Source organism: Marinobacter sp. DS40M6 (assembly GCF_028581595.1).
Classification (GTDB): domain Bacteria; phylum Pseudomonadota; class Gammaproteobacteria; order Pseudomonadales; family Oleiphilaceae; genus Marinobacter; species Marinobacter salarius.
In genome coordinates, this window is sequence record NZ_JAFCAE010000004.1 from 466,407 (window position 1) to 492,147 (window position 25,741).

At 57.2% G+C, this 25,741-nt stretch carries 27 protein-coding genes; 15 read left to right on the forward strand and 12 right to left on the reverse strand.

Annotation, left to right across the window (positions count from 1 at the left end; all coding sequences use genetic code 11):
- Positions 1-268: 268 nt before the first annotated feature.
- Positions 269-697 carry an Lrp/AsnC family transcriptional regulator gene (locus tag JJO78_RS12890; RefSeq protein ID WP_040474313.1) on the reverse strand — a complete coding sequence of 143 codons (429 nt, stop codon included), beginning with the start codon at positions 695-697 and terminating at the stop codon, positions 269-271.
- A gap of 130 nt (positions 698-827) precedes the next feature.
- Here JJO78_RS12890 and JJO78_RS12895 point away from each other — a divergent pair, with 130 nt between their 5' ends.
- Positions 828-1,958 carry an arginine N-succinyltransferase gene (locus JJO78_RS12895; protein WP_151982720.1) on the forward strand — a complete coding sequence of 377 codons (1,131 nt, stop codon included), beginning with the start codon at positions 828-830 and terminating at the stop codon, positions 1,956-1,958.
- On the forward strand, positions 1,945-2,751 hold the full coding sequence (locus tag JJO78_RS12900; protein ID WP_041334185.1) for a DUF1338 domain-containing protein: 807 nt from the start codon (positions 1,945-1,947) through the stop codon (positions 2,749-2,751). The genes JJO78_RS12895 and JJO78_RS12900 overlap by 14 nt, the downstream gene beginning before the upstream one ends.
- A gap of 12 nt (positions 2,752-2,763) precedes the next feature.
- Here the strand turns inward: JJO78_RS12900 and JJO78_RS12905 are convergent, their stop codons facing one another.
- A complete protein-coding gene (locus tag JJO78_RS12905; protein WP_041334184.1) occupies positions 2,764-3,636 on the reverse strand; it encodes a diacylglycerol/lipid kinase family protein in 873 nt (290 codons plus the stop codon).
- A 134-nt stretch (positions 3,637-3,770) separates the two neighbouring features.
- On the opposite strand from JJO78_RS12905, the gene JJO78_RS12910 reads away from it, so the two are divergent.
- Complete coding sequence (locus tag JJO78_RS12910) at positions 3,771-4,556, forward strand: ZIP family metal transporter (protein ID WP_036209419.1); 786 nt, start codon at positions 3,771-3,773, stop codon at positions 4,554-4,556.
- Here JJO78_RS12910 and JJO78_RS12915 read toward each other — a convergent pair.
- Positions 4,553-5,341: a TSUP family transporter gene (locus JJO78_RS12915; protein ID WP_075197021.1), complete on the reverse strand. Its 789-nt coding sequence runs from the start codon at positions 5,339-5,341 to the stop codon at positions 4,553-4,555. The genes JJO78_RS12910 and JJO78_RS12915 overlap by 4 nt on opposite strands.
- Positions 5,342-5,576: 235 nt before the next feature.
- On the opposite strand from JJO78_RS12915, the gene JJO78_RS12920 reads away from it, so the two are divergent.
- Entirely contained in the window at positions 5,577-6,242 is a 666-nt protein-coding gene (locus tag JJO78_RS12920) for an AbiTii domain-containing protein (protein ID WP_075197020.1), read from the forward strand.
- A gap of 15 nt (positions 6,243-6,257) precedes the next feature.
- On the opposite strand, the gene JJO78_RS12925 is transcribed toward JJO78_RS12920, so the two are convergent.
- The 3 genes from JJO78_RS12925 to JJO78_RS12935 form a co-directional block, all read right to left on the reverse strand.
- Positions 6,258-7,325 carry a peptidoglycan -binding protein gene (locus tag JJO78_RS12925; protein WP_075197019.1) on the reverse strand — a complete coding sequence of 356 codons (1,068 nt, stop codon included), beginning with the start codon at positions 7,323-7,325 and terminating at the stop codon, positions 6,258-6,260.
- A gap of 12 nt (positions 7,326-7,337) precedes the next feature.
- Entirely contained in the window at positions 7,338-8,060 is a 723-nt protein-coding gene (locus JJO78_RS12930; protein ID WP_036209409.1) for a hypothetical protein, read from the reverse strand.
- 104 nt (positions 8,061-8,164) lie between these two features.
- On the reverse strand, positions 8,165-8,950 hold the full coding sequence (locus JJO78_RS12935; protein WP_075197018.1) for a substrate-binding periplasmic protein: 786 nt from the start codon (positions 8,948-8,950) through the stop codon (positions 8,165-8,167).
- Between the two features lie 209 nt (positions 8,951-9,159).
- Here JJO78_RS12935 and JJO78_RS12940 point away from each other — a divergent pair, with 209 nt between their 5' ends.
- The 7 genes from JJO78_RS12940 (at position 9,160) to JJO78_RS12970 (ending at position 17,565) form a co-directional block, all read left to right on the forward strand.
- Positions 9,160-12,861: a DUF1631 family protein gene (locus JJO78_RS12940; RefSeq protein WP_075197017.1), complete on the forward strand. Its 3,702-nt coding sequence runs from the start codon at positions 9,160-9,162 to the stop codon at positions 12,859-12,861.
- A gap of 35 nt (positions 12,862-12,896) precedes the next feature.
- Positions 12,897-13,181 carry a SelT/SelW/SelH family protein gene (locus tag JJO78_RS12945; protein ID WP_075197016.1) on the forward strand — a complete coding sequence of 95 codons (285 nt, stop codon included), beginning with the start codon at positions 12,897-12,899 and terminating at the stop codon, positions 13,179-13,181.
- A 165-nt stretch (positions 13,182-13,346) separates the two neighbouring features.
- The gene (locus JJO78_RS12950) at positions 13,347-14,054 is read left to right on the forward strand and encodes a DUF3581 family protein (RefSeq protein ID WP_075197015.1); all 708 of its coding nucleotides are present in this window, start codon (positions 13,347-13,349) and stop codon (positions 14,052-14,054) included.
- Between the two features lie 4 nt (positions 14,055-14,058).
- Complete coding sequence (locus JJO78_RS12955; RefSeq protein WP_075197014.1) at positions 14,059-14,517, forward strand: DUF4112 domain-containing protein; 459 nt, start codon at positions 14,059-14,061, stop codon at positions 14,515-14,517.
- Between the two features lie 99 nt (positions 14,518-14,616).
- Positions 14,617-14,835 (forward strand): hypothetical protein, encoded by a 219-nt coding sequence (locus JJO78_RS12960; RefSeq protein WP_126811866.1) that lies wholly within the window; start codon positions 14,617-14,619, stop codon positions 14,833-14,835.
- A gap of 51 nt (positions 14,836-14,886) precedes the next feature.
- Positions 14,887-16,770, forward strand: coding sequence for an N-acyl-D-amino-acid deacylase family protein (locus JJO78_RS12965; RefSeq protein WP_075197013.1), 1,884 nt, complete (start codon positions 14,887-14,889; stop codon positions 16,768-16,770).
- Positions 16,771-16,821: 51 nt separating this feature from the next.
- Positions 16,822-17,565 (forward strand): maleate cis-trans isomerase family protein, encoded by a 744-nt coding sequence (locus tag JJO78_RS12970; protein ID WP_075197012.1) that lies wholly within the window; start codon positions 16,822-16,824, stop codon positions 17,563-17,565.
- Here the strand turns inward: JJO78_RS12970 and JJO78_RS12975 are convergent.
- The gene (locus tag JJO78_RS12975; RefSeq protein WP_075197011.1) at positions 17,562-18,455 is read right to left on the reverse strand and encodes a DMT family transporter; all 894 of its coding nucleotides are present in this window, start codon (positions 18,453-18,455) and stop codon (positions 17,562-17,564) included. The two genes, JJO78_RS12970 and JJO78_RS12975, sit on opposite strands and share 4 nt — an antisense overlap.
- Before the next feature lie 144 nt (positions 18,456-18,599).
- The gene (locus JJO78_RS12980; protein WP_051947025.1) at positions 18,600-19,079 is read right to left on the reverse strand and encodes a hypothetical protein; all 480 of its coding nucleotides are present in this window, start codon (positions 19,077-19,079) and stop codon (positions 18,600-18,602) included.
- Between the two features lie 221 nt (positions 19,080-19,300).
- Here JJO78_RS12980 and JJO78_RS12985 point away from each other — a divergent pair, with 221 nt between their 5' ends.
- Positions 19,301-19,477: a DUF1328 domain-containing protein gene (locus JJO78_RS12985; RefSeq protein ID WP_007152648.1), complete on the forward strand. Its 177-nt coding sequence runs from the start codon at positions 19,301-19,303 to the stop codon at positions 19,475-19,477.
- 26 nt (positions 19,478-19,503) lie between these two features.
- Here the strand turns inward: JJO78_RS12985 and JJO78_RS12990 are convergent, their stop codons facing one another.
- Positions 19,504-20,028 (reverse strand): shikimate kinase, encoded by a 525-nt coding sequence (locus JJO78_RS12990; protein WP_036210277.1) that lies wholly within the window; start codon positions 20,026-20,028, stop codon positions 19,504-19,506.
- A 179-nt stretch (positions 20,029-20,207) separates the two neighbouring features.
- On the opposite strand from JJO78_RS12990, the gene JJO78_RS12995 reads away from it, so the two are divergent.
- Complete coding sequence (locus tag JJO78_RS12995) at positions 20,208-20,909, forward strand: lytic transglycosylase domain-containing protein (RefSeq protein ID WP_075197010.1); 702 nt, start codon at positions 20,208-20,210, stop codon at positions 20,907-20,909.
- A 5-nt stretch (positions 20,910-20,914) separates the two neighbouring features.
- Here JJO78_RS12995 and JJO78_RS13000 read toward each other — a convergent pair whose 3' ends face one another.
- Together JJO78_RS13000 and mtgA are read right to left on the reverse strand one after the other, a co-directional pair.
- The gene (locus JJO78_RS13000) at positions 20,915-21,541 is read right to left on the reverse strand and encodes a LysE family translocator (RefSeq protein ID WP_075197009.1); all 627 of its coding nucleotides are present in this window, start codon (positions 21,539-21,541) and stop codon (positions 20,915-20,917) included.
- Between the two features lie 54 nt (positions 21,542-21,595).
- The gene (gene mtgA, locus JJO78_RS13005; protein ID WP_036209384.1) at positions 21,596-22,297 is read right to left on the reverse strand and encodes a monofunctional biosynthetic peptidoglycan transglycosylase; all 702 of its coding nucleotides are present in this window, start codon (positions 22,295-22,297) and stop codon (positions 21,596-21,598) included.
- Between the two features lie 64 nt (positions 22,298-22,361).
- Here mtgA and JJO78_RS13010 point away from each other — a divergent pair, with 64 nt between their 5' ends.
- Positions 22,362-23,054, forward strand: a complete 693-nt coding sequence (locus JJO78_RS13010) for a pseudouridine synthase (protein WP_075197008.1) — start codon at positions 22,362-22,364, stop codon at positions 23,052-23,054.
- Positions 23,055-23,109: 55 nt separating this feature from the next.
- Here the strand turns inward: JJO78_RS13010 and JJO78_RS13015 are convergent, their stop codons facing one another.
- Positions 23,110-24,852, reverse strand: coding sequence for an extracellular catalytic domain type 1 short-chain-length polyhydroxyalkanoate depolymerase (locus JJO78_RS13015; protein WP_075197007.1), 1,743 nt, complete (start codon positions 24,850-24,852; stop codon positions 23,110-23,112).
- Positions 24,853-25,084: 232 nt separating this feature from the next.
- Between JJO78_RS13015 and JJO78_RS13020 the strand changes: the two genes are divergently transcribed.
- A complete protein-coding gene (locus tag JJO78_RS13020; protein WP_075197006.1) occupies positions 25,085-25,729 on the forward strand; it encodes a DsbA family oxidoreductase in 645 nt (214 codons plus the stop codon).
- Positions 25,730-25,741 lie beyond the last annotated feature (12 nt).

The window sequence follows — 25,741 nt, forward strand, 5'->3', positions numbered from 1 at the left end:
CTTTAAACACATTTACAGAGTTTTCTGGTTTGCTTTACACCCTACGTATCAAAATCTGACACTTTTTAGCCGAACGACCTTGGCGTTTTCCACTTCGAGCTCTAATGACCACCCCCTATCTCAGCCCTAAATAGCATTGCCCCGTAAAATCAGCCACCTGAATGCGTACAGACCTGGGCGAGGAATCAACATTCAGACGATATGTCGCATATGCAAAGATGTTGAAACTCATTACAGCTTTTACAAACCATTTCCGGAAATACTGGTATCAACGCCTGAAACGCGTCTCCAGAACCACCGCCGAATTGGTTCGCTCCACACCCTCAAGATTGCCGATTTCGTCCAGAACCGCACTCAGCTCCTCCAGGGACTGAGCCTGGACGATGGCAATCAGATCATACTCGCCGCTGACAGAATACAACTGGGATACCTGGCTGATCTGTTCCAGGGCTGCGTTGGTTCGAGCCGTCAGCTTCTGGAAAACCTTGATCGACACATGGGCCTCCACCTGGGTTGCCGTGTACTCGCCCCCAAGCTCAACGGAATACCCGCGAATCACGCCACTCGCTTCGAGCTTTGCAATGCGGTTCTGCACCGTTGAGCGCGACAGGTCCAGTGCCCTGGCCAGGTCCGAGACACTGCAACGGGCATTCTGGCGCAGGTGTAATAGTAGCCTTTGGTCCTGCTTGCTGATCATATCGACATCATTCCTGGTCAAATTGCCATAATATATCATCATTTATCATTTTTTGACGCTACAAAATGGCACTACACCCCATCATACTGGCCCTGCCACTCTCCGCTTCCAGCGGTCAGCAGATGAGGACATGTCTATGATTATCCGCCCGGTTGCCCTCTCAGACCTCGCCGCTCTGCAGCAGATTGCCGTGGAATCCGGCCCCGGTTTCACCTCACTGGTCGATGACCGTGATTTCCTGACCCAGAAAATCCGTCATTCCATGGACAGTTTTAACCGCCATACCGGTACCCCAGGCGACGAAGGCTATCTGTTCGTGTTGGAAGACCCGGAAACCGGCGAAATCATGGGTACCACCGGTATTGAAGCCTCTGTAGGCATCCGACGCCCTCTGTATCATTATCATCGCAGCCAGGTCGTTCACCACTCGCCGGAACTGAATCTGCTCCGCCGACTGGAAGTCCTCAACATGTGCAATCATTACACCGGTTGCAGCGAGATCTGCACACTGTTTTTGCGGCCCAGGTTTCGGCGGGCGCACGCGGGCAAGCTGCTCTCCCGGGTTCGCTTTCTGTTTATGGCCCAGCATCCGCAGCGTTTTGCTGAGACTGTCATCGCTGAAATGCGGGGCATCTCGGACGAACGCGGGCAGTCGCCCTTCTGGGATTGGTTGCGGACCCATTTCGTGGATCTTGATTTCAGCACGGTGACACGCATGGTGGGCACGGGCGACAACGGCTTTATCGCCGACCTGATGCCCCGACACCCGCTCTACACCCATTTGATGGACGAAAACGCCCGCGCTGTTATCGGGCAGGTACACCCGCAAACCCGTCCGGCCCTCGCCATGCTCGAAGCCGAAGGGTTCCGCCATAATGGTTACGTGGATCTGTTTGATGCCGGCCCGACCGTTGAGGCGAGACTGGCCGATATCCGCTCGGTATCGACGTCCGTCGGCTGCCGTATCCAGATTGTTGATGATGTGCGACCGACGCTCGAGGAATGGAACCGGGGTGGCCAGGGCCGACTGTTGGCCATCACCAATACCGAAACGGCGAATTTCCGCGCCACCGTCACCAGTGCTGCCCGATACCTGCCTGCTCACAATCTCCTGCAGGTACCGGCAGCACTGGCAAAGTCGCTTAATCTGCGCAACGATGGAGAAGTCCGTTTCATGGAACTTGCAGCCGCACAGAGCGGAGCTGCGACCACAGCCATTCCACTGCGCCAACAACAGGAGGCCATCCATGCACACCGATAGAGATACTTTGTTCCGCCACCTTTGGGACAATTACTGCGAGGTGACACCCTCGGCACAGGATATCCACCGGTTGCTGGATGACACCCAGGGCGGCGAAATTGTGAATGACCACATTGCCCTGCGTACCTTCAACATCGAGAAGGTAAACCTGGACAAACTGGCCGCGCACTTCCTGGCGCTGGGATATCACGAAGGCGGCGACTATCACTTCGACGCCAAGAAACTGTACGCAAAACACTACGAGCATCCAGATCCGACTGCCCCCAAGGTGTTCATTTCCGAATTGCTGGTTGATCAGTGTTCCGGGTCGCTGCAATCCATTGTGGAAGGCCTGGTGAGCCAGATGGACCCTACCGCCGTCACCCGGGACGACTTTCTCTATTCCGGTCGTCACTGGGATGTCGACCACGCCACCTACCAGACCCTGCTGGAGGAAAGTGAATACGCGGCCTGGGTAGCGGCTTGGGGTTATCGGGCCAACCACTTTACGGTGAGCATCAATCATCTCAGCCGATTCAAAACCGTGGCTGAAATCAATCAGACCCTCAAAGACAACGGTTACCGTGTGAACAGTTCCGGAGGTGAGATCAAAGGCTCTCCGGAAGAGCTGCTGGAACAATCTTCCACCATGGCGGACCGTGCCGACGTCCGGTTTACGGATCAGACGGCGGCCATACCAAGCTGCTTCTACGAGTTCGCACGTCGCTATGCCAAGCCTGACGGAGAGCTCTACAGTGGCTTTGTTGCCGCCTCGGCGGACAAGATTTTCGAGAGCACGGACAGCCGAACCTGAAGGACAAAGCCTTCAGGTCGTTACCAGTTCCTCACAGATGACCTTCAGGCAGGCTGGCCTGCATTGAGCACGAAGTGGTGTATCGCCGGCGATGTCCCCATCCATGGTGACCGTTCGGCGCGAACGGGTGGTGATCGACACGGTCGGGCTTTTGAGGTGAACCACTGTGCTGGTTCGTTTCGGAGAGTTACGGCTCAACCGCACCGTCAAAAAAGTCATGAAAAGCTGGAACAGCGAACGCGGCCTCACGGCCACGACATCCAATTGACCATCCCCTGCCGACGCCTGGGGAATCTCGTTGCCACCGCCGAAAAAGGCACCGGAGGACACCGCAATGGTCAGCCATCGCCCGGCTACGGTTCCCTTCTCGGTTTCGATGAGGCCATGGAAACCCCGATACACCCGCAGTTTCTGCAGCAACGCTACGCCATAGCTGAAGCGACCGAGAAGTCGTTTGGCGTCCGCCGACGACTCTCGAACCGGCAATGTGCCGAGTCCGATATGAGCCACGTTCAGAAACAGACCGTTATCGGTGGTGGCTACGTCCAGCATACGGGTCCGTCCTGCCGAGACCAGATTGCAAACATGCTGGGGATCGTCAGGCAGCCCCAGGTTGCGGGCAAAATCATTGGCGGTCCCGGAAGGCAGAACCGCGAGGGTAGCGCCGGTATCGAGACAAAAACCGGCCGCCGCATTTACTGAGCCATCGCCTCCAGCCGCGAGGATGAAGTCTCTGGGGCCCACCTCTTCGGTCCAGCTCTTATCGTCAAGACTGCAATCCCGGATATCGACAATGCCCGCACTTTCCAGGTAATTTCGCCAGAACTCAGCGCCACGATTGTCCTTTTCCCCGGCGTTGGGGTTGGCCATCAACCAGTAAACCATTGCATACCGTCTTCCTGGGTCTGTTTTGGATTTTTGACGTACTAAGGTATAAGCCATGGTAGCGGAACTTGCCATCAACATGGTCAAGGTTTAACGGCGCTGTAACGCCGCCACCGACGAACTAAGGGAGACCGATGCTGGAAGATGTCAATGTTGTCTGGCTGGGGTCGATTGCCAGCCTGCTGGCAGGCCTTGGGACAGGTGTCGGCGCCCTGGGTGTATTCCTGGTCAGAAAGCTCACGCCACAGCTGCAGGACGGCATGCTCAGCGCAGCTGCGGGGGTCATGCTGGCGGCGTCGTTCTTCTCGCTACTACTCCCGGGCATCGAATACGGCGAGGAGCTCACCGGCGCTACCTGGAGCGCCGCGTTGATGGTTATCGCCGGCCTTCTCATGGGCGCAGGCCTGCTCTTCAGCATTCATCAGCGGCTACCCCACGAACACTTCACCCTGGGCCGGGAAGGCCCTGACAGCGCACGTATACGCCGGATATGGCTGTTCATCATCGCCATTGCCCTGCACAACTTCCCTGAAGGCATGGCCGTTGGCGTCGGGTTTGCCGGTGGTGACATCGGTAATGGGGTGGCCCTGGCGGTGGGCATTGGGCTTCAGAACATCCCCGAAGGCCTGGCCGTGGCCGTCTCCCTGCTGGCCATCGAGCACTCACGCCTGAAATCCTTCGGGATCGCGGTGCTGACCGGGCTGCTCGAGCCCGTTGGCGGGCTTTTCGGCAGCACCATGGTATGGCTGGCAGAACCCATCATGCCGTGGACCCTCGGCTTCGCGGCCGGTGCCATGCTGTTCATTATCAGTGATGAGATCATCCCCGAGACCCATCGTGGCCGTTTCAAGACCCTGGCCACCTTCTCGCTTCTGGGCGGCTTCGTCATCATGATGTTCCTTGACGCCACGCTGGGTTAGCCGGGAAACAACACCCTCGCCATACCGATGCTGCTGACGATCAACAGCACAACGCCCAGCACCCGGAAGAAGATCGGTGTTTCCGCCTTCAGCATGCGGTCGTGAACGTAAAGCCCGATGACATGACCAATGGCAGCGCAGGGTAACAGCCACAGGTGGTGGATCAGCTGCAGGTCGACGCCCACCCAGATAAACGCCGCCATTTTGATCACCACCAGGATGAACCAGAGTGCGAACAGGGTGTCCCGCAGGCGCTCTTTCGGCAGATGCTGCGCCACAACGGCAATAATCAGCGGGGCACCAATCAGGGACGTACCACTGATGTAGCCGCCCACCATCAGAAACACCGCGTCCACAGTCCGGCTGCCGCTGCGAAAAGGCCGGTCAAGGATGTAGGAGATGGAGTACAGGGACACGATCACAAAGATAATCGTGCTCATGATCTCTGACGGCAGTGTGATCAGTCCGAACACCCCGATCAGCTTGGGCACGATCATGATCGCCAGAATCCGCCAGAGATAATGCCAATCGACCGTACCCACGACCGCCGCGCCATCATCACCCGTACCCGACGACTTGCGATTATTCATCCAGATGGTCAGGGAGGAAAACACCAACAGGTGCACTGCAATGATGGGCAGGAACACCAGCGGGTCGTCCAGCACCAGCAGCAGGAAAGGCAGTGAAAGCACCGCCCCGCCGAATCCCAGCCCGGAACGGACAAACCCGCTCCAGATAAAAATCAGGCCAATCAGGACATACTGGTACAACGCCAAGTCAGACATAGAGGTATCGAGGTTCCGGGAGCCAGGTTCGCGAATACAAAGGTATATGAGCATACCTGCCGGGAAGCCCTTACTTCCAGTAACAAACTGGCTACTTTTCTACAACGGAAGAAATGACAGAAAGCGCCTAGTTTTTAATCAATGCTTCCGGTAAAGCCGCCGGACAGAATTTCCGACAAGAACAACAGCCAGGCAGGAGGTGGGCCCTTCTGCCCGTGGTAAATGGAGAACAGCCATGTCAGCAGCAGTTGATCATCTGGACGAACGGCTCCGGGACGACGGAGAATCACTTGAGGAGATCATGCCCTCAGCCATCACCCTGGCCATGATGTTGCGCCACCGGACGATGGCGTCGTGGATGCGAATCGAGTTTGACGGCTACAGTGATACTTCGGAACTCCCGCCCTACCGGCGCGATGTTCCCGGCCATATCGTGGCCCGCTCACCCCAGTATGGCTGGATCCCCGCCCCGGTCGACGACAAGCAGAAGCAGGACTTCGGCCATCGAGACATGCCAGAAGGCATCAAATCCCTGGAAAAAACCTGTATGGCCTGCAAGAAAGGCACGGGCCACCGTATTGTTTTCGATAAAGAGGAAATGGCCACGCTTCAGGCGCATATCAACCTGACCGCCGAACTGGCCATTACCATCAGCAGGGACAGCTATAACAAGCTGCTTCGCGTTGTTCGCTGCGCCCTGTATCTCTGGGAACAGGAACTCATGGAACACGGGCTCAGTGGAGACCACAATTCCTACAGCACACAGGAACGGGAAAAAGTTGCCCACCTCGATGACCCCGAGCGGTTCTGGCGCAAGGCGCTTGAGGATAACGCCGACCTGCCCATTCCCGACGTGCGGGAAACCGGGTTCTTCGAACGTTTCTTCGGGCGGACAGGCTGACACAGCCTCTAGCGTTTAACGGTCTGTCAGCTTGATCTCGATACGTCGGTTCTGTCGCAGCGCCTCGGCAGAACCGCCCGAAGCAACCGGGAAAAATTCCCCGAAACCGGCAGCTACCATGCGGTTCTGGGGAACGCCTGCAGAGGCAAGGTAGCGCACGACGGCGACTGCCCTGGCCGTGGAGAGTTCCCAGTTCGAGGGAAACGCTTTGGTATTGATGGGAATCCGGTCGGTGTGGCCGTCGATGCGCAGAATCCAGTCGATATCCTCGGGAATGGCGTCCACCACGTCCAGCAGCACTTCTGCCAGCTTGTCCAGCTCCTGTTGACCCTCCTGCCCAAGGCTGGCGGAGCCGGAGGCAAACAGCAATTCCGAAGGTAACAGGAAGCGATCGCCGACAATGCGGATGTTCTCGTTATCCTGCAGAATATCCCGCAGCCTGGCGAAGAACTCCGACTGATAGCGTTCCAGTTCATTGACTCGTTCGGCAAGCAATGTATTCAGGCGCTTTCCCACCTCTTCAAGTTCGGCTTCCTTCTCGGCGGTGAGGTCCTCCTGTAAACGCAACGCAGCGGTGATGCGGCCGAGCTGATCCTGCAGCGCCGCAATCTGGTTCGAAAGCTGCTGGATGATTGCGCGCTGGGAAGCCGTCAGTTGCTCTTCATCCTCCAACTCCGACTCCGCCCTGGCGACGGCCTTGCCAAGATCTTCAACCCGCAGGGCCTGGGCCTCGGCATTGTATTGTTGCTCCAACCGCCGGGCCTTCTCCTCCTCCAGCTCCTCACGAAGTGTATCGTTCAGCGCGAGGCTTTCGCTGAAGCGGTTCTGGACCGCAGCCATCTCGTTTTCCAGGGCGGCGGTCTCTTCCTGCTCAAGACCAAGCAACCGGGAAATTTCCTGCAAGCGGCTATTGAGCCTGGCCAGTTCCGAATCCCGATCCGAGAGGGTTTGCGACAGGTACAGCTGGCTGACCACGTAAATCAGCAGCATGAAGATGATCAACATCAGCAGTGCCGACAACGCATCGACGTATCCGGGCCATACGTTGATGCTGCTGCGGGTTCGACGCCGGGAACCGATCATGGGGCTGGCCTGCTATCGCGGATCATCGTCAACCCGGTCCACGAGGTTGGTTACACCAGTCAGCCATTCCTCCAGGCCGTCGTAAAACCGGTTCTGGGCGTGGCCCGCCTGGATATCCAGAAAACCCAGGACCAAGGAGCCACCAAGCCCCAGCAGCGACGAGCTGAACGCCGTTCCCATGCCTTCCAGGGGTTCCAGCAGCCCAGACTGCAGGCCCGCAAACACCTTGCCGAAGTCCTCCTGGCTCATGTCCAGGTTTACAATGACGGCACCTACGGAATTGATGGTTCCAAGCAGGCCCCAGAAGGTGCCCAGCAATCCCAGGAAGATGAGAAGACTGATGAAATAGCGGGTGATTTCGCGCTGTTCGTCCATGCGGCTGTGGATGCCATCCAGCACCGTACGCAACGACATGGTGGACAACGAGAAGCGGTCACGCTTGGAGTCGTCATCCAACTGTCGCGCCAGCGGCTTCAGAAGACGGGGTTCCTGCAATACGGAGAGCCCGGCGTTGCCGGTGCGGAACTGCGCAATCCAGCGCAATTCCGGAAACAGCACAAACACCTGGCGATAGGTGATGGCAATACCAACCAGCAGCACACAAACAATTAACAGGTTGAACACCCAGTTCGCCATAAACGCGGCCTGCAATGGTTTGTGGATCAATGCACAAACCACCACAACGACCACCAGGAACAGCGTCATCCAGAAAAGGGTATGCTTGGGATTGCTCATTAACGCCACCGCATTCGTCGGGAAACACGTTAAAAGCTAGCACAAGCTTGCCATTACTGCTGTCCACAACCCCACTGGTTGCGTTAAGGATTTGTTACCACCGCTCAAGGCTCGTAGCGTTGAGCGATACTGTCCAGGGCGCCGCTGTCGCGCGCTTCATCAAGCGCTGCCTGAAGGTCCTCCACAATGGCCGGGGCCGTTTCGTTGCTGACCGCCAGGTACATCGGCGTCTCACGGAAAACGAGAACCGGTTTCAGGCCAGTGATATCGTGCTCTTCCTCCGCCACCAGAGGCCCCACGAGACCATCTGTCACCCAAAGGTCGGCCTGGCCCAGCACCAAACGGCGAGGATTCTGCTCACCGGACACATTCATGACCAGATCAAACCCCTCACTCACCAGATAGTCCGACATGACGTCACCCTTGTACCCGGCAATCTTGTACTGCCGGGCACCTTCGAGGGACTCCAACTGGATGTTGGAATCGGGCGCGGCAAACAGGGTCCACTTGATCGACGCCAGCGGGCCGACCCACTGAAACTCGTCTTCCCGCTCCTCGGTTCTGGCGGTGCAGAACAGAGCATGGTTCTCCCGCCCCTGGACCCATTCGTAGGCACGGCTCCAGTCCCGCATCTTCATGACGTATTCGTAGTCCACCCGCTCCATCATGGTTTTAACCATATCGGTACAGATACCGGTGATATCGTCTTCATTATGGGCGAAGCCCTGCCCCGTGGTTGACGCGTTATAGGGTGGGTAGTTCTCGGTGAAGATATACAGCTTCTCGTCAGCAACGGCCGACGACACCACCGCCAGCATAAGGAGGCCTTGCAAGACCGGTCTAATGAACTTCAACGGGCCGGTCATTTCTGGGCCTGGTTTGGCTGGCATGCTTTTGTCCTCGTCGCAATGGGTAGGGGTATTGGTAGTTTAGGCTAGTCACTTTGAGCAATAATGCCAATACACCCGTCAATACCTTTATCCATCGGAATAAACAGATTTTCCGCTGAAACTGGTCTACCGTGAGGTGTGAAGAAGTGTAAAATCTGAATGCATGTTTATGGAATTGTTGGCAGCCGGCCTGCCCAGGGACCCCGTTTATGACAGAAAGCCAGACCCGTATCACCGGCCTCCGTCAAAACGCTCTCATCGTTGTTCGCGGTTTTATTCCTTGTGGATGTGAACTGGTCGCGGCCTCGTCCGGCGACGACGGCGCCCAACTGACACTGGCGAACCTCACTTCGCCTGGTCTGATACAACACCTGAATGGGTCGGACCACACTCCCGCCGAACTATTTCTGTTTGACGGCAATCACCCCACGCGTGTGAGTGGTGGTCTACAAGCTGCCGCTGGGGACAGTGTGCGGATGACCAGTGATCCCCACGACGCGGAAACCATTGAATATCTGCGACGCTTGCCACAAAGGATTCCTGATCAGCTCACCCCACCCTCCGCCAGCTTGCCGTCGTTGCGAGATACCTACAAAAAACACACCCGGCGCCTGCTGGGCACCCTGGTAGCCGACTTCATCGACCACGCCTGCGAGGGTATCGGGAACGACCTTGAACAAGCGGCGGAAGTGCGTGAGATCACCCGTCTGAAGGACATGCGCTTTATCTTCAACAGTCGGGGGGAGCAGATATACCGGGATTTTACGCTGCAGTTCCAAGCGTTCGACCACCAGCTCAACCCGAGTAAGGACAACGACAGCCAAAACGGCGAACTCAGGGTCGTGGAGCAGCATGTTTTTGAGGACTGGCTGGAACTCCAAATGGTGGCATCCGAGCTCGCCAGCAAACACACCAATACGCTGTTCGTGCTCAGCCAGTTGCTCAACCAGCTTTTTTCCTGCGATATCAGCGACCGCAGCAACCCTCTTTCACCACTGTCACTGTGCACCTGTCTGCAATTCGCCATTGATCGACTCGGTATTGCCCGACAGCATCGCGGCACGCTCTACCTTGCTTTCGAGACCGTGCTGGATGACCTCTGGCCCCGAGCCGCAGAGTCGCTGAACCGCGACCTTCGTGCAGCGGGCATGCTGGCGCTCGATCTGACCAGCTTGCCTTCCAACTGGTCACTGAGGGAATCCAATAAGGCCCGGGAAGCACCAACGGAGACGCCCCATCCTGAAGCTTCGGTGGTAGATTCCACGCCCCCCGCGGCACCCGCCTCTGCCCCTGGGCGTTCGTTACTGCGACTGATGAGCCTGCAACAGGATCCGGGTAACCTGCGGGATACCTGGCCACGCACCAACCCACAGTTTACCGCCGAACTGCGACCGCACAGAGATGATCTGCGCAAGGTGCTGGGCGAGCCGGGCCCCAGCATGGAGGAGGCCATTCGAAACCTGGCATCCTCCAATCCGGATCTGGAACAGGCACTTGATGACGGTACGTGGGACAAAGTCACCCTCGTGGATCGTCTGTTCGCCCCACTGGAGCATGAACAGGGGCTGAACAGAACGCTGAGGGAACAGCTTGAACAGTTGAGACTTCCGGTTCTGGAGGTCCTGCTCGATACCTCTGAATTTCTGGACCGCGACAACCACCCGGCCAGGACCATCGTCAACGATCTTATGCGCCTCTGCCTGGCCGAGCGGAGTTCAAGCCGCAACCTGGAACAGACGGTGACGGGGATTATCGATGAACTCATCCAGACGGAAGAACGGGATGAAGCGTTTTACAGGTCCATCGGTACCCGGTTGCAGGGCCTGGTAGAACGCCAGGAACAATCGTTCCTGAGGAACTCCGAACGTATCGCCAAGACCCTGGAAGGCAAGGAGCGCCTGCGGCAGACGCGGCTCGGCGTGCAGCGACGCCTGAACATGATCCTGGCGGATAAAGCCGTGCCAACAGTACTGCTTGATCTTTTGAACGCAGGCTGGGAGCAGTTGATCGTACTGGCGGTATTGCGGGAAGGCGCTGAGAGCCAAACCGCCACAAGTTTCATTAACATCGTTGAGCAGATCCGCCTCTGGCTATCGGGCGGAGAAACCAGCAAGGATCTCGCATTTGAGCGGGAACTGGAAAGCGACGCGTTGATCCAGCTTATCGACAGGGAACTACGTACGGTTGGCGAAGTGTCTCCAGTCCGCGATGTGGTGGCGAGGCTGACCCGGGAATTGCATCAGCAGGTATCGACCGAAACAGTAACCCTCGACGCCTATCCCCCGGGTTCCTGCCAGCTGGAGGAAGCGGAGGCCTCTACAGAGTCAGTTGACACCCGCTGGGCCCGGCGTGCCCAGGAAATTGGCGTGGGCGATTGGGTTGAGATTGTCCTCGACAATGGTGAAAAACGGCGCATGCGACTGGTCTGGGGCGGCAAGGATGTCTTTCGCTTTGTGTTCCTTTCGCCCCAGGGGCTGGGTGAGGTGAGTTATCAATATTCCGAATTCGTGTCGAGACTGGCCCGCGGTGACGCGTGGCTCGTCAAGCAGGGTGACATTCCCTTTGTCGACCAGAGCCTGTTCGACATCGTTCAGGGGGTCTACAGCAAGCTCAACTTCGAAGCCACTCACGACGCCCTCACGGGATGTCTTCACCGGCATGATTTCGAGAAGCAGTTGGCCCAGGCCCTGTCCGTAATGGACGGCAAACCAGGTAGTCATACCCTGATGGTGTTCGACATCGACGAATTCAGTGTGATCAATGCCACCTATGGCACCGGCGTCGGCGACGAACTCCTTAAACGGTTTGCCTCCCTGCTTCAGGATCAGGCTTCGGGACACTCCGGCGATCACTGCATCGGTCGACTGGGAGGTAACGAATTCGCACTGCTGGCCCAAAAGATGCCGGTGGAGGAAGGACTGGATTTCTCCGAACGGCTGCGTGACGCCTTTCGAACCGAGTCACATACCGTTGACGACACCGAATTCTCCGCCACCCTGAGTGCGAGCGTGTGCCCTTTCGAAGACACCCTACGCTCTGCCGGCGAACTGATGAACCAGGCCAACCTGGCGCTCAAATCCGCCAAGAAGAAAGGCGGAAACAGCGTTGAACGGGTTCGGGACCAATCCCAGCAAGTGCCCACCTCGGGCCCCCAGTGGGTACCCGAAATTGACCGCAGCATACGCGATGGCAGCCTGTACCTGAGAGCACAGCGGATCCTTCCCCTGACTGATGGCAGCAACGGTGACATGTACGAACTGCTGCTAGGCCTTCAGAACTCCTCCGGCCAGGAAATTTCCCCACAAAGTTACATTGAGGCCGCGGAACAGTTCCGCCGGAGTTCCCGTGTTGACCTTTGGGTGATTGACGAAGCAATAGACTGGATGGAAGGACACCCAGGCGCCATGGAGAGCATCCATACGTTCAACATCAACCTCTCCGGCGCATCATTGAGTGACGACGCCTTTCTGTTCGCCCTGGAAACGAGGATGAAGCAGCACAACGCCCTCACCCATCAGATCTGTTTCGAAGTCACCGAGACGTCCGCCGTTGCCAACCTGCATTACGCCGCCGATTTCATGACCGAGATGAAGCGGCTTGGGTGCCGGTTTGCACTGGACGACTTCGGAACCGGCCTGTCCTCCTACGCCTACCTGCAAAAACTACCGGTGGACTACGTCAAGGTGGACGGCATATTCGTCCGTGACATGGCCAGTAACCTGACCAACTACGCATTGGTTCGATCCATCACCGAGTTGTGTCATTTCCTCGACATGAAAACCATCGCCGAATATGTGGAAGATATGGAGACATTGGAGCTGCTTAAAGAGATCCAGGTAGATTTCGGGCAGGGATTCTGTATTGCAAAACCCCGGCGGATGGATAGTCTGGGGGCCACCGCAAAAGCCTGAAACACCACAATCACCGAATCAACGGGAGACCACCCATGCCAAACAGCGTAAGAATCACGTACTGTACGGGCTGCAAGTGGATGCTTCGATCCGCCTGGATGGCCCAGGAACTGTTGAGCACCTTTGAAGAGGAGCTGAACGAACTGACCCTGATACCGGGCACAGGCGGAATTTTTGAAATTCACGTCAATGGCAAACGCATCTGGTCACGTAAGGAACAGCAAGGCTTCCCCGACATCCGGGAACTGAAGCAACTGGTTCGAAATGAAGTCTCGCCCGATCGATCACTCGGCCATACCGACGGGGTACCCACAGCCTGAGCACTCTGGTGTACATGCAAACCGGCCGCCATCATCGCCGGGCGACATAGCGAAACCATTTATTTACGTCCAGGCCTTAGACATTGGTTTCGTAGTGTCTTGCTGCAAAGGACGTTTCAGGCCACTATCATGGCATCTCTATTTGCGAAAACGAAAAGGCAACGCATGTTTCTTGAACGCTACCACACCGCCCAGAACGGACTCGTACTGATCAGCGCGACCCAGGCCAGTCGATTTGCCAAGGAAGTGGCCGGTGATTTTAATCCGATCCACAATCCGGATGCCCGGCGTTTCTGTGTTCCCGGAGACCTGCTGTTTGCCCTGCTATTGTCACACTTCGGCCTGTCCCGACAGATGACCTTCCATTTTCGCAGCCTGCTCGGCGAAAATGTTCCACTGGACTTCCGCGAGGACGACGACGGTCTGATCCGCGTCTACGATCAGAATGACAAGGTCTACATCGAGGTGGAACGCAGTGGTGAGCGGACTCACGATGACACCGTGATTGAGAACTTCACTCGCTGCTACGTGGCCGCGTCCGGCAAGAACTTCCCCCATACGCTCAAACCGCTGATGGAAAATGCTGGCGTGATGTTCAATCCGGACCGGCCAATGATCATGTATCAAAGCATGAGCCTGGCCCTGGATACGCTTGATGCGCCAAGCCCCGACCTTGAACTCCATAACGCGGAGCTGAAGCCGGACGGAAAGCGTGGCAATGTCTCACTGGACTACCGGCTGATCTCAGACGGCAACGTTGCCGGCGAGGTTTCCAAAAAGCTTGTGGTCAGTGGCCTTCGTGACTATGACGCCGGTGCCATGGATGCCGTGGTCGAGGAGTTCTATCGGCTCAAGGAAAAATCCTGGGATTGATGGGATGTCAACGCCCGTAGGCCAGGAAGAGAAACAGGCAGCTCTGGCCCGCCTGAACCGATTCAGTCAGATGGCCGATAACGCTATTGGCATACCCTTCACGCGCTTTCGGATCGGGCTGGAACCCATCATCGGCCTTGTTCCGGTACTCGGCGACCTGGCCGGGCTGCTCATGTCCTGCTACGTACTCCTGGAAGCGCACCGTGCCGGAGCCAGCCCCCGGGTCAAACAGCAAATGGCCAGGAACATGCTGATCGACTTTTTCGGCGGCCTTGTTCCGGTCATTGGCGACGTCTTCGACTTCGCCTGGAAGGCCAATGTCCGGAATACCCAACTGCTCAGGGAACACCTGGAATCCGAACTGAACGTTCCGCAAAAGCCGCGGTTCCCCTGGATGCAATTCCTGGTGATCGTGGGCACCCTGGCAGTATTCACCGCCCTTGTGGCGGTGTTTGCGCTCTGACTCAGGGTCACTACGGATTTATCCCCAATGCTTTCTGGCCTTAACTCGGTACATGTCACCCTATGCCTGTGACCCGTCATCACCAAGAGGACAGACAACATGGCAAAGACCCAATGCTCCAACTGCGGAGCCAGCCTTCCCACCGAAACGCCTAAATGCCCGGAATGCGGGAGCCTTCAGAGCTCCAGGCCCAAAATGATTATCGGCGCCGCCGGCGTTCTGATCGCAGCCCTGGCCATCGTGCTCGGCGCCATCTATGTTATAGCCAAGGATGAGCCCGCCAATCCGGCCGGTAGCACCACCGAGATCAGGCCCTAGCACCCCGTCTGGCTTCTAGGGAGAACCATAACAACAAACCATGAGGCACGCATGAGCGATACCACACCCGATACCGTCTGGGACTATCTGATCCAGGGTGCCAAGGTCTTCGACGGTATTGGCGAATTACCGGTCCGCGAAGACATCGCCATCGCAGATGGCAGGGTCGCAGCACGAGGGCCGGACCTTGATCCGCAAAAAGCGCACAAGGTCATCGATGCCACTGAACGCTGGGCCATGCCAGGGTTGTTTGACATTCATACCCACTACGACCTGGAGCTGGAGGTTGCCCCTGGCCTGCCCGAATCCGTGCGCCATGGCACCACCACGGTTGTCATTGCCAACTGTAGCCTGGGGCTGGCGTTTGGCGCACAGCGCAAGGACGGTGCAGACCCGATTGTGGACTGTTACGCCCGAGTGGAGAACATTCCCAAGGACGTCCTGCGGGCGACCGCCGATCGAGTGGACTGGAAGAACCCGAAGGAATACATCCAGCATCTGAACAGACTTAGCCTGGGCCCGAATCTGGTCACCATGGTGCCGCACTCAATGTTGCGGATTGAGGTCATGGGGTTTGACGCCAGCATTTCCCGTGACCCCACGGAAGACGAACTCAAGGCCATGGAGGCCTTGCTGGAGCAGGCCATGGATGACGGCTATGCCGGATTCTCCACCGATGCCCTGCCGTTCCATTACCTGGCCAACCAGCCCAATACCCGTAAGACCATACCCACGCAGTTCGCCAAATACCCGGAAATCAAACGGCTGACGGACGTGGTACGGCGCAAGGGCGGTGTCTGGCAGGCCACGCCACCGAAAGACAGCACCATGGGCACCATCAAGACCTTTCTGCTCAGTTGTGGCCTACTCCACGGCAAACCACTCAGAACAACGGTGGTGGCTGCCCTGGATGTGCAAAGCAACCGCAAGATCGTGCGGCTGGCGAGATTGCTGGCCCGGGTTCTCAATTCCCGACTTTTGCGGGGTGACTTCCACCTGCAGGCCCTGGCCGCCCCCTTCAAGGTATGGTCCGACGGCGCCGTAACGCCGCTCTCCGAGGAGATCGAGGAACTGCGTATTCTCAATGAGACCGAACTGGAGGACCGTGAAGGCCGGCTGAACATCCTCAACGATCCAGCCTACATCGCGTCGTTCAAAGCCATGTGGATGAGCGGCAAAACCGGTTTTGGCCTCAAGCGCCTCAAACGGCTGGTACGCCTGGAGGACTACGCCTTCAACCGTACCCTGGCGGACATGACCATCGACGTATGCCCCCTGAGAGAATGGCAAGGCCATACCTTTGCCGATGTCTTCGTTCGGGTGAATGCCGCCAACGCAGGAAAACCACTCGAAGGCAGCGATGCGGAACGGGCCCTGCTGAAAGACCACTTCTCTGGGGTGAAGGACGAAGGCGATTTCGTGCTGGCGATGCTGCGGGCGTTCGACCGTGATCTGAGCTGGTATACCGTGTCCGCGAATCGGAACGAACGCGTTGTCCGCAACCTGCTGATGGATCGGCAACTGCTGCCGGGCTTCAATGACAGTGGCGCCCATCTCACCAACATGGCCTTTTACGACGGCAACCTCAGAGCCCTGAAACTGGCCTCTGACGGCGGCGATATAGATGTAGCGTATATGGTACGCCGTCTCACCCGAGACCCCGCTCGTGTATTTGGCGTCAAAGGGGGCGGCATCGAAGTGGGCGATCAGGCCGACCTTATCCTGGTAGACCCGTCAGCCCTGCGCCGCATGGACCACAACAATACGGTGCAACGTCAGTACCGTGAGGCATTTCAGCACGAGCAACTGGTTAACCGCACCGACGGTGTGGTGCCCCTGGTGATGATTGCCGGTCATCCAGCGTGGCACGGAACGTCGTTCGACAATGCACTGGGTCAGAAAAAAATGGGCACCGTACTGGACACCACCTTCTGACATCCCGCAATCCTGTTGCCAACACTGCCTGAACTCTAATACTGTTCAGGCATGGACAAGAACACACCGGTTCCCCGCCTCGCCTTTCTTTATCCTGGACACGCTGCCGAGGATGACTACCCACGTCTGGCCGGAATGATCTCACCACCGGCTGAGGTCAGAGTCGTACATACGGCGTTCGATGAAGATGCACATACCGTTGACGCACTCACCGAAATGGGAAGCCCGGCGCGCCTTACGGAAGGAGCCGGACACCTTGAAAATGCGGATATGGAAGCCGTTTTATGGACCTCCACCAGTGCCAGTTTCGTTCGTGGCATCGACGGTATAGGGGAACAAATCGAGACGCTCGAAAACCTGCTTCATATCCCGGCCTCTACCACGGCCATGGCATTCGCCAGGGCGGTTACCGCCATCAACGCCAGGCGGGTCGCCATCGCGGCTACCTACCCGCGGGACATAGCCCTGCTGTTCAAAACGTTTCTGGAGCACTTCGATATCGAGGTAGTGCACATAAACTGCCGCGGCATTATTACCGCAGCGGAGGTGGGCACGCTGGAGAAAGAGGCCGTATTGAGGTTCGTGACGGACAATGACCACCCGGACGCAGATGCGCTATTGATTCCCGATACCGCATTGCATTCCGCCGCCTGGCTGGAGGACCTGGAGGCAGCGGCGGGCAAGCCGGTACTGACCGCTAATCAGGTCAGCTTCTGGGAGGGGCTGAGGCTGTGCGGCAAACTGACCCCGCAATCCGGCCTGGGTACCCTGTTCCGGGTAGACCCCTGGAACTAGGCCGCCTGTTTTCGCTGCTGCGTTACCACCAGGGCAACCCCGGTGATGGAGATAACACCCCCAATCATCGCAAGCACGCCCAACCTTTCATCAAAGAGCCAGTATGCTTCCAGCGCAGTGACAGGTGGCACCAGATAGAAAAGACTGGCCACCTGTGAGGCAGCACCGCGCCTGATAAGCCACATCAACAGCAGAATCGCCCCGATGGAAACACCGAACACCAGCCAGACCATCGACCAGATCAACGGCTGAGCCCACACCACCTCACGGGTTTCAAACGCAAAGGCACCAACGGCGAAAAACGTTGCCGCAGCACTGTACTGAATGAACGTACCTGCGACGAGATCCGACTGGGTGCCGTTACGTTTCTGGTACACCGTGCCCAAGGATATGCCGCCCAGGGACAGCGCAGCCCAAAGCAGAGTCCAAAGCGGGAAATCGGAAGCAGAAGCACCACCGCCGAACTTTTCCAGCAACACCAGTGTTACACCGACCAGGCCCAGTGCCAGGCCCAGCCATTGCCGGCTCGAGACACTTTCCTTCAGCACCAGAATGGCCACGGCCGACGTTACCAGCGGCTGCAGGCCGACAATAAGCGACACGATTCCCGACGGCATGCCCCCCTGAATCGCGTAGTAAACCCCGCCCAGATAACAGCCATGCACCAGCAGGCCGGTAACCGCCAGATGACCGGCACCACGCCAACCAGGCCAGCGGGTTTTCATTATCCAGGCGAGTACGCTGAGCAGTACCAGCGTAAACAGCATGCGTATCAGCAGGAGCGTAAACGGCTCAGCGAAGGGTAAACCATACTTGGCGCCAATGAAGCCCGTGCTCCACAGCCAAACAAAGAGCGCCGGCACAAAAAACGAATAGAAAATCGGGGGCATACGGTTAACCGAGAGGCAGACGAATGTGAGTCTGCCCACTGTAACCTGTGACTGACAAACAAAACAGATACAGTAAACGGAATTAACAACCAGTACAGATGTTCAGGGCGGGTCTGTATGGCCGGTGCAATTCCGAAACGCCGTCTAGATGCTGTCGTTCTTCTTGTCCGAGTCGTCCATCAGTTTGCGCTCGGTTTCATTCCACTGTTCTGATAAAGCGTCGTAGGCGTTGGAGAAGCCCTGCTTGGCACGTTCCCAGGCGGAGGATGAACTGGCCTGCAGCTCGTCATACCATTGCTGGACGCGTTGCCGCTGCTCCTGCAGTGACTCAAGGCTTTTCCTTGACCGTTCCCGGGCCGTGTCACTCATGTCGTCCCAATTCTGATCCAGTTCCTGCTGTAGCGTGTCTATGCGCTTGTCGAGAGCTGAGAGCGTATTTTCAATGGCTGTTTCCGCCTCTGCTTTCTGGTCCGCACCGAACTCCTGCAACGCCTGGCCAAGCTCGCGGGTTTCTTTTTTCAGCGACTCAACCGAAGAATCCCCGGACGATTCCGCCTGCAGGGAACCGGACATGCCAAGTGCAAGAACGAAAGCCAGAGAATAACCGAGTTGTTTGAAGAGCATTGAAATTCTCCCGATATTATTTGGTAGACAGTAACAACTTTTGTCGTAAAACCGCACCTTAGCAAAGCTTAATCAACCGACAATAAAGGTAATTAGACCAACAAAACAATCGTTTGCAGCACAAATCATTCTCTTGCGAAGCGTTTTCGGACTTCCACTATTTGTGGCTTTCAGGCCCATGTGCCACTTTGAAGGTGACGTTACACAACAGGAGAAATACTATGCTCTATTGGGCTATTGTATGCCTGATCGTCGCGGTAATCGCCGGCGTACTTGGTTTTGGTGGTATCGCGGGGACAGCCGCAGGGTTTGCGAAAATTCTGTTCTTTATCTTTCTGGTTCTGCTGGTTATTTCACTGGTGGCCAACGCGCTTCGGGGCAAAGGACCGAAACCCTAGAAGTCTTCGCGTCCGGCGGCATGTTTTTAACGTGTCGCCGGCATCTGCAACATCACCGCCGATATGTCGTCGCAAACGTCTTCCTGACTCTTACCAACACAATTGACTGCCACGTCCGCAGCCCGCGAGTAAAGCTCAAAACGTTCCCAAAACAGCTGTTCCAGCGACTGATCCGGTCGTCGGGAGATGCCACGGGCGCTGTAATCCCCTATCCTCGCAATGACCACCTCCAGCGGAATATCAAGAAACACCACGAGACCATCAGCTTTCAGGTGGCTCATCGCAGGTTCGCTGTAGACGGCGCTGCCGCCCGTGGATATCACCTGACGCCGCACATCCAGCCTCAGCAATACCTGCTCCTCAATTCGCCTTAGTGCCTGATAGCCATCACCGTCGACAATGTCCTGCAAGGTGCGACCTGCTTCCTCCTGAATCAGCAGGTCCGTATCGATAAACCCCAGGCCAAGCTGTTTTGCCAACAGCACCCCAACCGTACTTTTGCCGCTGCCGGGCATTCCGATGAGTACAAGGTTGCTGCGGGACGTATTCAAAGGCACAGAATCTCCAGGATGTCGCCAACAATGAGAATTGACCGGCTATATTGAGAAAAGTAACACTTTTCCGACAAACATTGCGGTTTCTTCAGGCAATTAACGCCGTATAATCCGCCTTACGGTTGTTATTTACGAATGCAGGCGGTGTTCTTGATCATGCACTCCAAGAGTCAACGATGATAAGCGGCAAAACCCTTCTCACTTCCTCGCTGGCATTTCTGCTACTGGCTTTCGTTGCGCCCGTATCGGCGGACAGTATCAAGCGTATTGTGCACCCCGACGGTACCGTGGAGTACACCAACGTCAAGGGCAGTGGCGACAAGCGTGCGTCAACAAAGGATGAAGTGGTTTACCGCTACACTGACGACAATGGCGTAGTTGCCTACAGTGGTATCCAGCCCGCCAGCTCGAATTTCAGTGTCATCCGGTTCCACTGCTACGCCTGCGATCCGGATTCCAACGTTAATTGGCGCACCACACCGCTGTTTCTGTCGCCCTACCGGGATGAAATCAAGACGGCCGCCAGGGAGTTCAACGTTGACCCCGCTCTGGTTCGGGCTGTCATCCATGCGGAATCGGCGTTTAATGACAAAGCCCTGTCGCCCAAGGGAGCCCAGGGGCTGATGCAGTTAATGCCTGCCACCGCAGAGGAGCTGGGTGTTCGCAATGCCATGGTGGCCCCGGAGAATATTCGCGGTGGAGTCAATTACCTGGCCCGTATGCTCAAGCGCTTCGACGGTGACATCAAGCTGGCAACGGCCGCCTACAATGCCGGCCCGGGGGCCGTCGGGCGCCATGGCGGCATACCACCCTACGCGGAAACCCGCGCCTATGTGGAACGGGTTGGAATCCTTCATCAGCGCTACGCCAGTAACTGACCGGCCTAACCGAGCGCCAGCCAAGCGCCCACCAGCATCATCAGACTGCCCGCCACACGGTTAACCGTGCGAACACCACCGCCTTGCTTTAGAGCCTTGCGCAGAGTCTTTCCACCGTGGGCGTAGAGCTGTAGGCAGAGGAACTCCAGGGCCAGTATGATCAGGATGAGAACCGTGAGTTGTGGCGCCATTGGCAGTTTACTGTCGATAAACGGCGGCAATAGCGCAATGAAAAACGCCCAGCCCTTCGGGTTGGCAATAGCGGTCACAAACCCCTGGAGCGCCAATTGCACCCTTGAGCTCTCCACCGGTTGCGAATCCTCCTCCGGCATGGCCATTTTGCCCCGGGACTGCCACATCTGGATGCCCAGCCAGGCAAGGTAGGCGCCGCCTACAACCTTGAATACGTCGAAGGCCGTCGGGTACTTCAACATGAAGGTTGCCACACCCACCGCCGCTGCAGTCGCCACTACGGCCACACCAACCAATTCTCCGGCCATCATCCACAACGCCCGCTTCACGCCAATAGTGATGCCGAGGGACAGCGCCAGGGTCATACACATACCCGGCGTAATGGACACCACAAAGAAGGTTGGGATAAACGCAGACAACAAGGCCAGGTTCAGTGACATCACGGGCAGACTCTTACATTGATAGAATGTTGGACGTTGAGAGAAACGAAACTCTTAATTATACAGTCCACGCAGATAATGCAACCCGGACAGCTGAGCCATCTGCCCACGAATCCAGGCCACCCTCTCCCATACATAGGACGAGGGGCTGGCGGCACTGAGCACTTTCGGATTGGGAAGAACCGCAGCAAGCCGTGCTGCCTGGGTTTGCGACAGCCGGCTGGCGGGGATGCCGAAAAAGGCCCAACTGGCAGCCTCAACACCGTAGATCCCATGGCCGAATTCGGCGATATTCAGGTACACCTCCATGATCCGACGCTTCGGCCAGATAGCGTCGATACCGAGCGCCAACCCGGCCTCCAACGACTTGCGCACGAAACTGCGCCCGTTCCACAGGAACAGGTTTTTTGCCGTCTGCTGGGTGATGGTGCTGGCGCCCCGCAAACCCTGGCCCGCACGGTATTCCGCAAGTGCCTTGCGAATGGCGCTGAAATCCACTCCCTGATGGTACGGAAAGCGTTGATCCTCACTGGCCACCACTGCCAACGGTACCCAGGGTGATATCTCGTCCAGGCTAACCCACTCCTGTCTGAGCTCGTGGCTGGAACCGGAAAACAGATGCCCCAGCATGAAGGTGGACGTCGGTGGGTTCACGAACCGGAGCAGGACAATCAATGCGATTATCAACAGCAAAAAGCCCACCAGTAACCAGGCAAGCGCACGCAGGGATTTTTGGATCACGGATCGTTGAGCCACGGTGTTATCATCACCCAGGTTTGGGAATCACGGAGAAAGTCGGAAAGACTATAACATTGCCACTATGAAGCTTTCCCGAATTCTCAGTAATCAAAACGGTGTCAGCCGCAAGCAGGCCAACGCCCTGGTCGCGGCCGGAACGGTTACAGTGGACGGTTGTATCTGCAGGGAGACAGCCCGGGAAGTCGACCGTTTCAGCACTGTAGCCTGCAACGGCAGGGTTATCCAGCACGGGGACGGAGCCCACTACCTGATGCTGAACAAACCGGCCGGATACCTCAGTGCCACGGCGGACAAGATTCACAAAACCGTAATGGAGCTGATCGACCCGGAACTGCGAAAAGACCTTCACATTGCCGGCAGGCTTGACCGCGCCAGCACCGGTTTGTTGATACTGACCAATGACGGAACCTGGTCACGAAGGCTTACGGAGCCCAGGGTAAAGCTCCCCAAAGTCTATCGCGTCACCACGGTCGAACCGGTTTCAACCGATGCCATAGAGCGCTTCGCGCAGGGAATCTGGTTCGAATACGAACAACTGACCACCTCTCCTGCGCGCCTGGAACCACTGTCTGCCAACGAATCCAGGGTAACGATCTACGAAGGCCGCTATCATCAGATCAAGCGTATGTTCCACGCAACGGGCAACCGTGTGAGTAGCCTGCACCGGGAACAAATGGGCGCGATAACACTGGACCCAACGCTGAAACCCGGGGAATTCCGACCACTCACCACCCGCGAAATTATTCTGGAATAACAACGAAACAGGGGGCGGTTTCCCGCCCCCTGTGAGTGCCTGTCTTCGATGGCGATCAGTTACATTGGCCGGCTTTGAAGACGCCGCTGTCGGTCTCCTTCACCCAGCTGTAGGTGCCGGATACCGCGCCCAGGTAATCGTTACCACCGGTGGTGTAGTACCCCCCTGAATAGTACGCCCGGCCAGCGGTATCATGGTTGAGATGGGTATCGTTCCAGTCCTGGCAGGTGACATCGCCGCCGGAGCCACCACCATCACCGCCTCCGCCGGTTCCGCTGCAAGCGCTGGGTTCGGACGTATACCAGAGCCCCGGATCGCCCTCATAGAGGGTGACATTGCTCCAGGTGTCGAAGGAGCCCCCGATGTCGATGTCGTCGCCACTGGCATAGGCCCTCAGGTTGGAGTTACCTCCAGCGTAGGCCCGGTTTGCCGAGATGTGGGCATTGGGCGACGCTGTCGCCTGCTCGCAGGTCTCGGTAGGTGCGTTGGGGTCATACACCTCGACCTGACGGCTTTTCGTCGTGGTATTGCTGTCGCTGTCAGTCGCACTGTAGTCGCAGGTGTAGGTTCCGACCGTTGACGTATCCACCGCACTGCAGTCAGCCGTTACCGTCAGTGAACCGTCCTCAGCATCCTGCCCGGTGGCACCCGGATCGGTAAACGTGGTGTTGATCGCCACGGTCATCGGGTTATCGCCGATTAGTGTGATGACCGGAAAACCCTCGGGCTCGGTTCCATCGCGGCTGTGGCGGTTAAAGAAATCCCAGATGATATCCGGATAGCTGGGCCCCACCCTCACGGACCATTTGCCATTATTACCATGCTCTCCGCCAACCCAGTAGTGACCATGATTGGTATCCTGGGTATTGGGGGTCGACAGGGGGCCGTCCAGGTAGACGGTTTCAACCACCGAACGCGCTCCGTTGGTGCCATCCTGGGTATAACGGATGTGCTCGCAGCTGTGGTTGTTCTGATAATAGGGTGAACAGGCGACTGACGAGGCGTAGGCCTGGCCCGTGGTCTGGAACCCGGACTCGCCAAACACCTGCAGGTGCGCATCCCGGGTGTTATCAGCCGCCTCTTTCAGCACGGTACAGTCGTTCTCGTTCTGCAACACCATAAGCGGGATCGGATACTGGTCGTCCACCTCCGACTGCATGTCGGAGGATACCCGCGATACGCTGTGAAACGTCGCACTACCGGGGCACTGTCCGGACAACGAGACAGACGCAGAATCCTCACCGTACGGCAGGCCCGAGGCAGGCGCGGCCGCCGCCCAGTATTCGTTATGGGCCACCGAGGCTACGGTTGCCATGGCACCGCCGGAAGACAGGCCGGTGATATAACGGCGATTGGCGTCAATGGTGTAATTGGACTCAACAGCCTGTGCAATCTGGTGCAGGTCCTCCACTTCGCCAGCGCCTTCATGGCGATGGTGGTCAAACCAGAAGCCCCAACAGTTTTCATTACGCAGCCCGTCGTAGCTGGTAATGAAGGGGGCAACCAGAATGAACCCGTACTCATCGGCGGCGGCTTTCAGCCCCCAGTCATTGAGCACGTCGTTGTTGGTCTGTTTGCAACCATGCAATGCCATCACCATGGGTGCAGGCGATTGCACGTTCGAGGGCACGTACACCTTGTAGTTACGGGCCCTGGACTGATTGTAGGATTGTTGTGGCAGGGTATAGGAATCTGTCTGGCCCGCGACCGCGGGAAGAGCAGGAATCATCAGGGCGGCGGAGGCCAGCAATGCCGATAGCGTGCCACCGCGCACCTGACGTGCGATGAGTTGGAACATCTTGAGCTCCTTTTATTGGATTTATTGTTCGGCAGTGTTGCAACTGAAAGATACGTGCCAGGATTGCAGGTTGCTGATTTCCCTCATCCCAGGGATTGTTCTGAATAACGATATGCCCGGAACGCCTGACAGAGGTGTCCGCGCGCCCGGACGGCCAAGAGCCTGCACGGGCAGTCATCCGCTTAACTTTCAGGTACCCTGCCCTTATTCGCCCTTACACACAGGAGCCACCATGACCCCAATAGCCATCGACATTGTTTCCGATATTGCGTGCCCCTGGTGCGCCATTGGTTATGCCCGCCTGGAAAAGGCGATGGACGCCCTGAAAGACGACATGGACTTCACTGTTGCATGGCATGCCTTTGAGCTGAACCCGGACCCATCCGGTGACGGCGAACCCATCCTGCCCGCCCTGAGCCGCAAATACGGCCGTAGCGAGGACGAGATGAGAGCCAATCAGGCGCAGATGATGGACATTGCCAAGGGGCTGGGGCTGAACTTCGAGAAACTTCAGGAACGCTACACTCGCAACACCTTTGATGCCCACAGGCTGGTGAAGTGGGCCGGTGAACAGGGCAAGCAGACCGATATGAAACTGGCGTTTTTCGAGGCCTATTTCGGACGCGGTGAGAATATTTCCAATCCGGATACGCTGATCCACTGCGTGGAAACGATTGGCCTGGACGGCTCGCAAGCGCGCGAGGTACTGGCGTCTGACCAGTATGCAGAGGCTGTTCGGGAGGAAGAGGCACAGTATCAGCAGGCAGGCGTGTCGGCAGTTCCTGCTTACATCATTAACCAGAAGTACCTGATATCCGGTGCGCAGGAGCCAGACACACTGATCAACGCGTTCCGGGAGATCGCTGACTCTGCCTGACCAAAACCCTTG

Coding starts and splice junctions, on each gene's coding strand:
- JJO78_RS12965 (WP_075197013.1), top strand. CDS start 14,887: ATGAGCGATACCACACCCGATACCGTCTGGGACTATCTGATCCAGGGT.
- JJO78_RS12895 (WP_151982720.1), top strand. CDS start 828: ATGTCTATGATTATCCGCCCGGTTGCCCTCTCAGACCTCGCCGCTCTG.
- JJO78_RS12970 (WP_075197012.1), top strand. CDS start 16,822: ATGGACAAGAACACACCGGTTCCCCGCCTCGCCTTTCTTTATCCTGGA.
- JJO78_RS12945 (WP_075197016.1), top strand. CDS start 12,897: ATGCCAAACAGCGTAAGAATCACGTACTGTACGGGCTGCAAGTGGATG.
- JJO78_RS12935 (WP_075197018.1), bottom strand. CDS start 8,950: ATGCCAGCCAAACCAGGCCCAGAAATGACCGGCCCGTTGAAGTTCATT.
- JJO78_RS12955 (WP_075197014.1), top strand. CDS start 14,059: ATGTCAACGCCCGTAGGCCAGGAAGAGAAACAGGCAGCTCTGGCCCGC.
- JJO78_RS12890 (WP_040474313.1), bottom strand. CDS start 697: ATGATCAGCAAGCAGGACCAAAGGCTACTATTACACCTGCGCCAGAAT.
- JJO78_RS12900 (WP_041334185.1), top strand. CDS start 1,945: ATGCACACCGATAGAGATACTTTGTTCCGCCACCTTTGGGACAATTAC.
- JJO78_RS13015 (WP_075197007.1), bottom strand. CDS start 24,852: ATGTTCCAACTCATCGCACGTCAGGTGCGCGGTGGCACGCTATCGGCA.
- JJO78_RS12910 (WP_036209419.1), top strand. CDS start 3,771: ATGCTGGAAGATGTCAATGTTGTCTGGCTGGGGTCGATTGCCAGCCTG.
- JJO78_RS12960 (WP_126811866.1), top strand. CDS start 14,617: ATGGCAAAGACCCAATGCTCCAACTGCGGAGCCAGCCTTCCCACCGAA.
- JJO78_RS12995 (WP_075197010.1), top strand. CDS start 20,208: ATGATAAGCGGCAAAACCCTTCTCACTTCCTCGCTGGCATTTCTGCTA.
- JJO78_RS12950 (WP_075197015.1), top strand. CDS start 13,347: ATGTTTCTTGAACGCTACCACACCGCCCAGAACGGACTCGTACTGATC.
- JJO78_RS12905 (WP_041334184.1), bottom strand. CDS start 3,636: ATGGTTTACTGGTTGATGGCCAACCCCAACGCCGGGGAAAAGGACAAT.
- JJO78_RS12920 (WP_075197020.1), top strand. CDS start 5,577: ATGTCAGCAGCAGTTGATCATCTGGACGAACGGCTCCGGGACGACGGA.
- JJO78_RS12940 (WP_075197017.1), top strand. CDS start 9,160: ATGACAGAAAGCCAGACCCGTATCACCGGCCTCCGTCAAAACGCTCTC.
- JJO78_RS13010 (WP_075197008.1), top strand. CDS start 22,362: ATGAAGCTTTCCCGAATTCTCAGTAATCAAAACGGTGTCAGCCGCAAG.
- JJO78_RS13000 (WP_075197009.1), bottom strand. CDS start 21,541: ATGTCACTGAACCTGGCCTTGTTGTCTGCGTTTATCCCAACCTTCTTT.
- JJO78_RS12930 (WP_036209409.1), bottom strand. CDS start 8,060: ATGAGCAATCCCAAGCATACCCTTTTCTGGATGACGCTGTTCCTGGTG.
- JJO78_RS12985 (WP_007152648.1), top strand. CDS start 19,301: ATGCTCTATTGGGCTATTGTATGCCTGATCGTCGCGGTAATCGCCGGC.
- JJO78_RS12915 (WP_075197021.1), bottom strand. CDS start 5,341: ATGTCTGACTTGGCGTTGTACCAGTATGTCCTGATTGGCCTGATTTTT.
- JJO78_RS12925 (WP_075197019.1), bottom strand. CDS start 7,325: ATGATCGGTTCCCGGCGTCGAACCCGCAGCAGCATCAACGTATGGCCC.
- JJO78_RS13020 (WP_075197006.1), top strand. CDS start 25,085: ATGACCCCAATAGCCATCGACATTGTTTCCGATATTGCGTGCCCCTGG.
- JJO78_RS12975 (WP_075197011.1), bottom strand. CDS start 18,455: ATGCCCCCGATTTTCTATTCGTTTTTTGTGCCGGCGCTCTTTGTTTGG.
- JJO78_RS12980 (WP_051947025.1), bottom strand. CDS start 19,079: ATGCTCTTCAAACAACTCGGTTATTCTCTGGCTTTCGTTCTTGCACTT.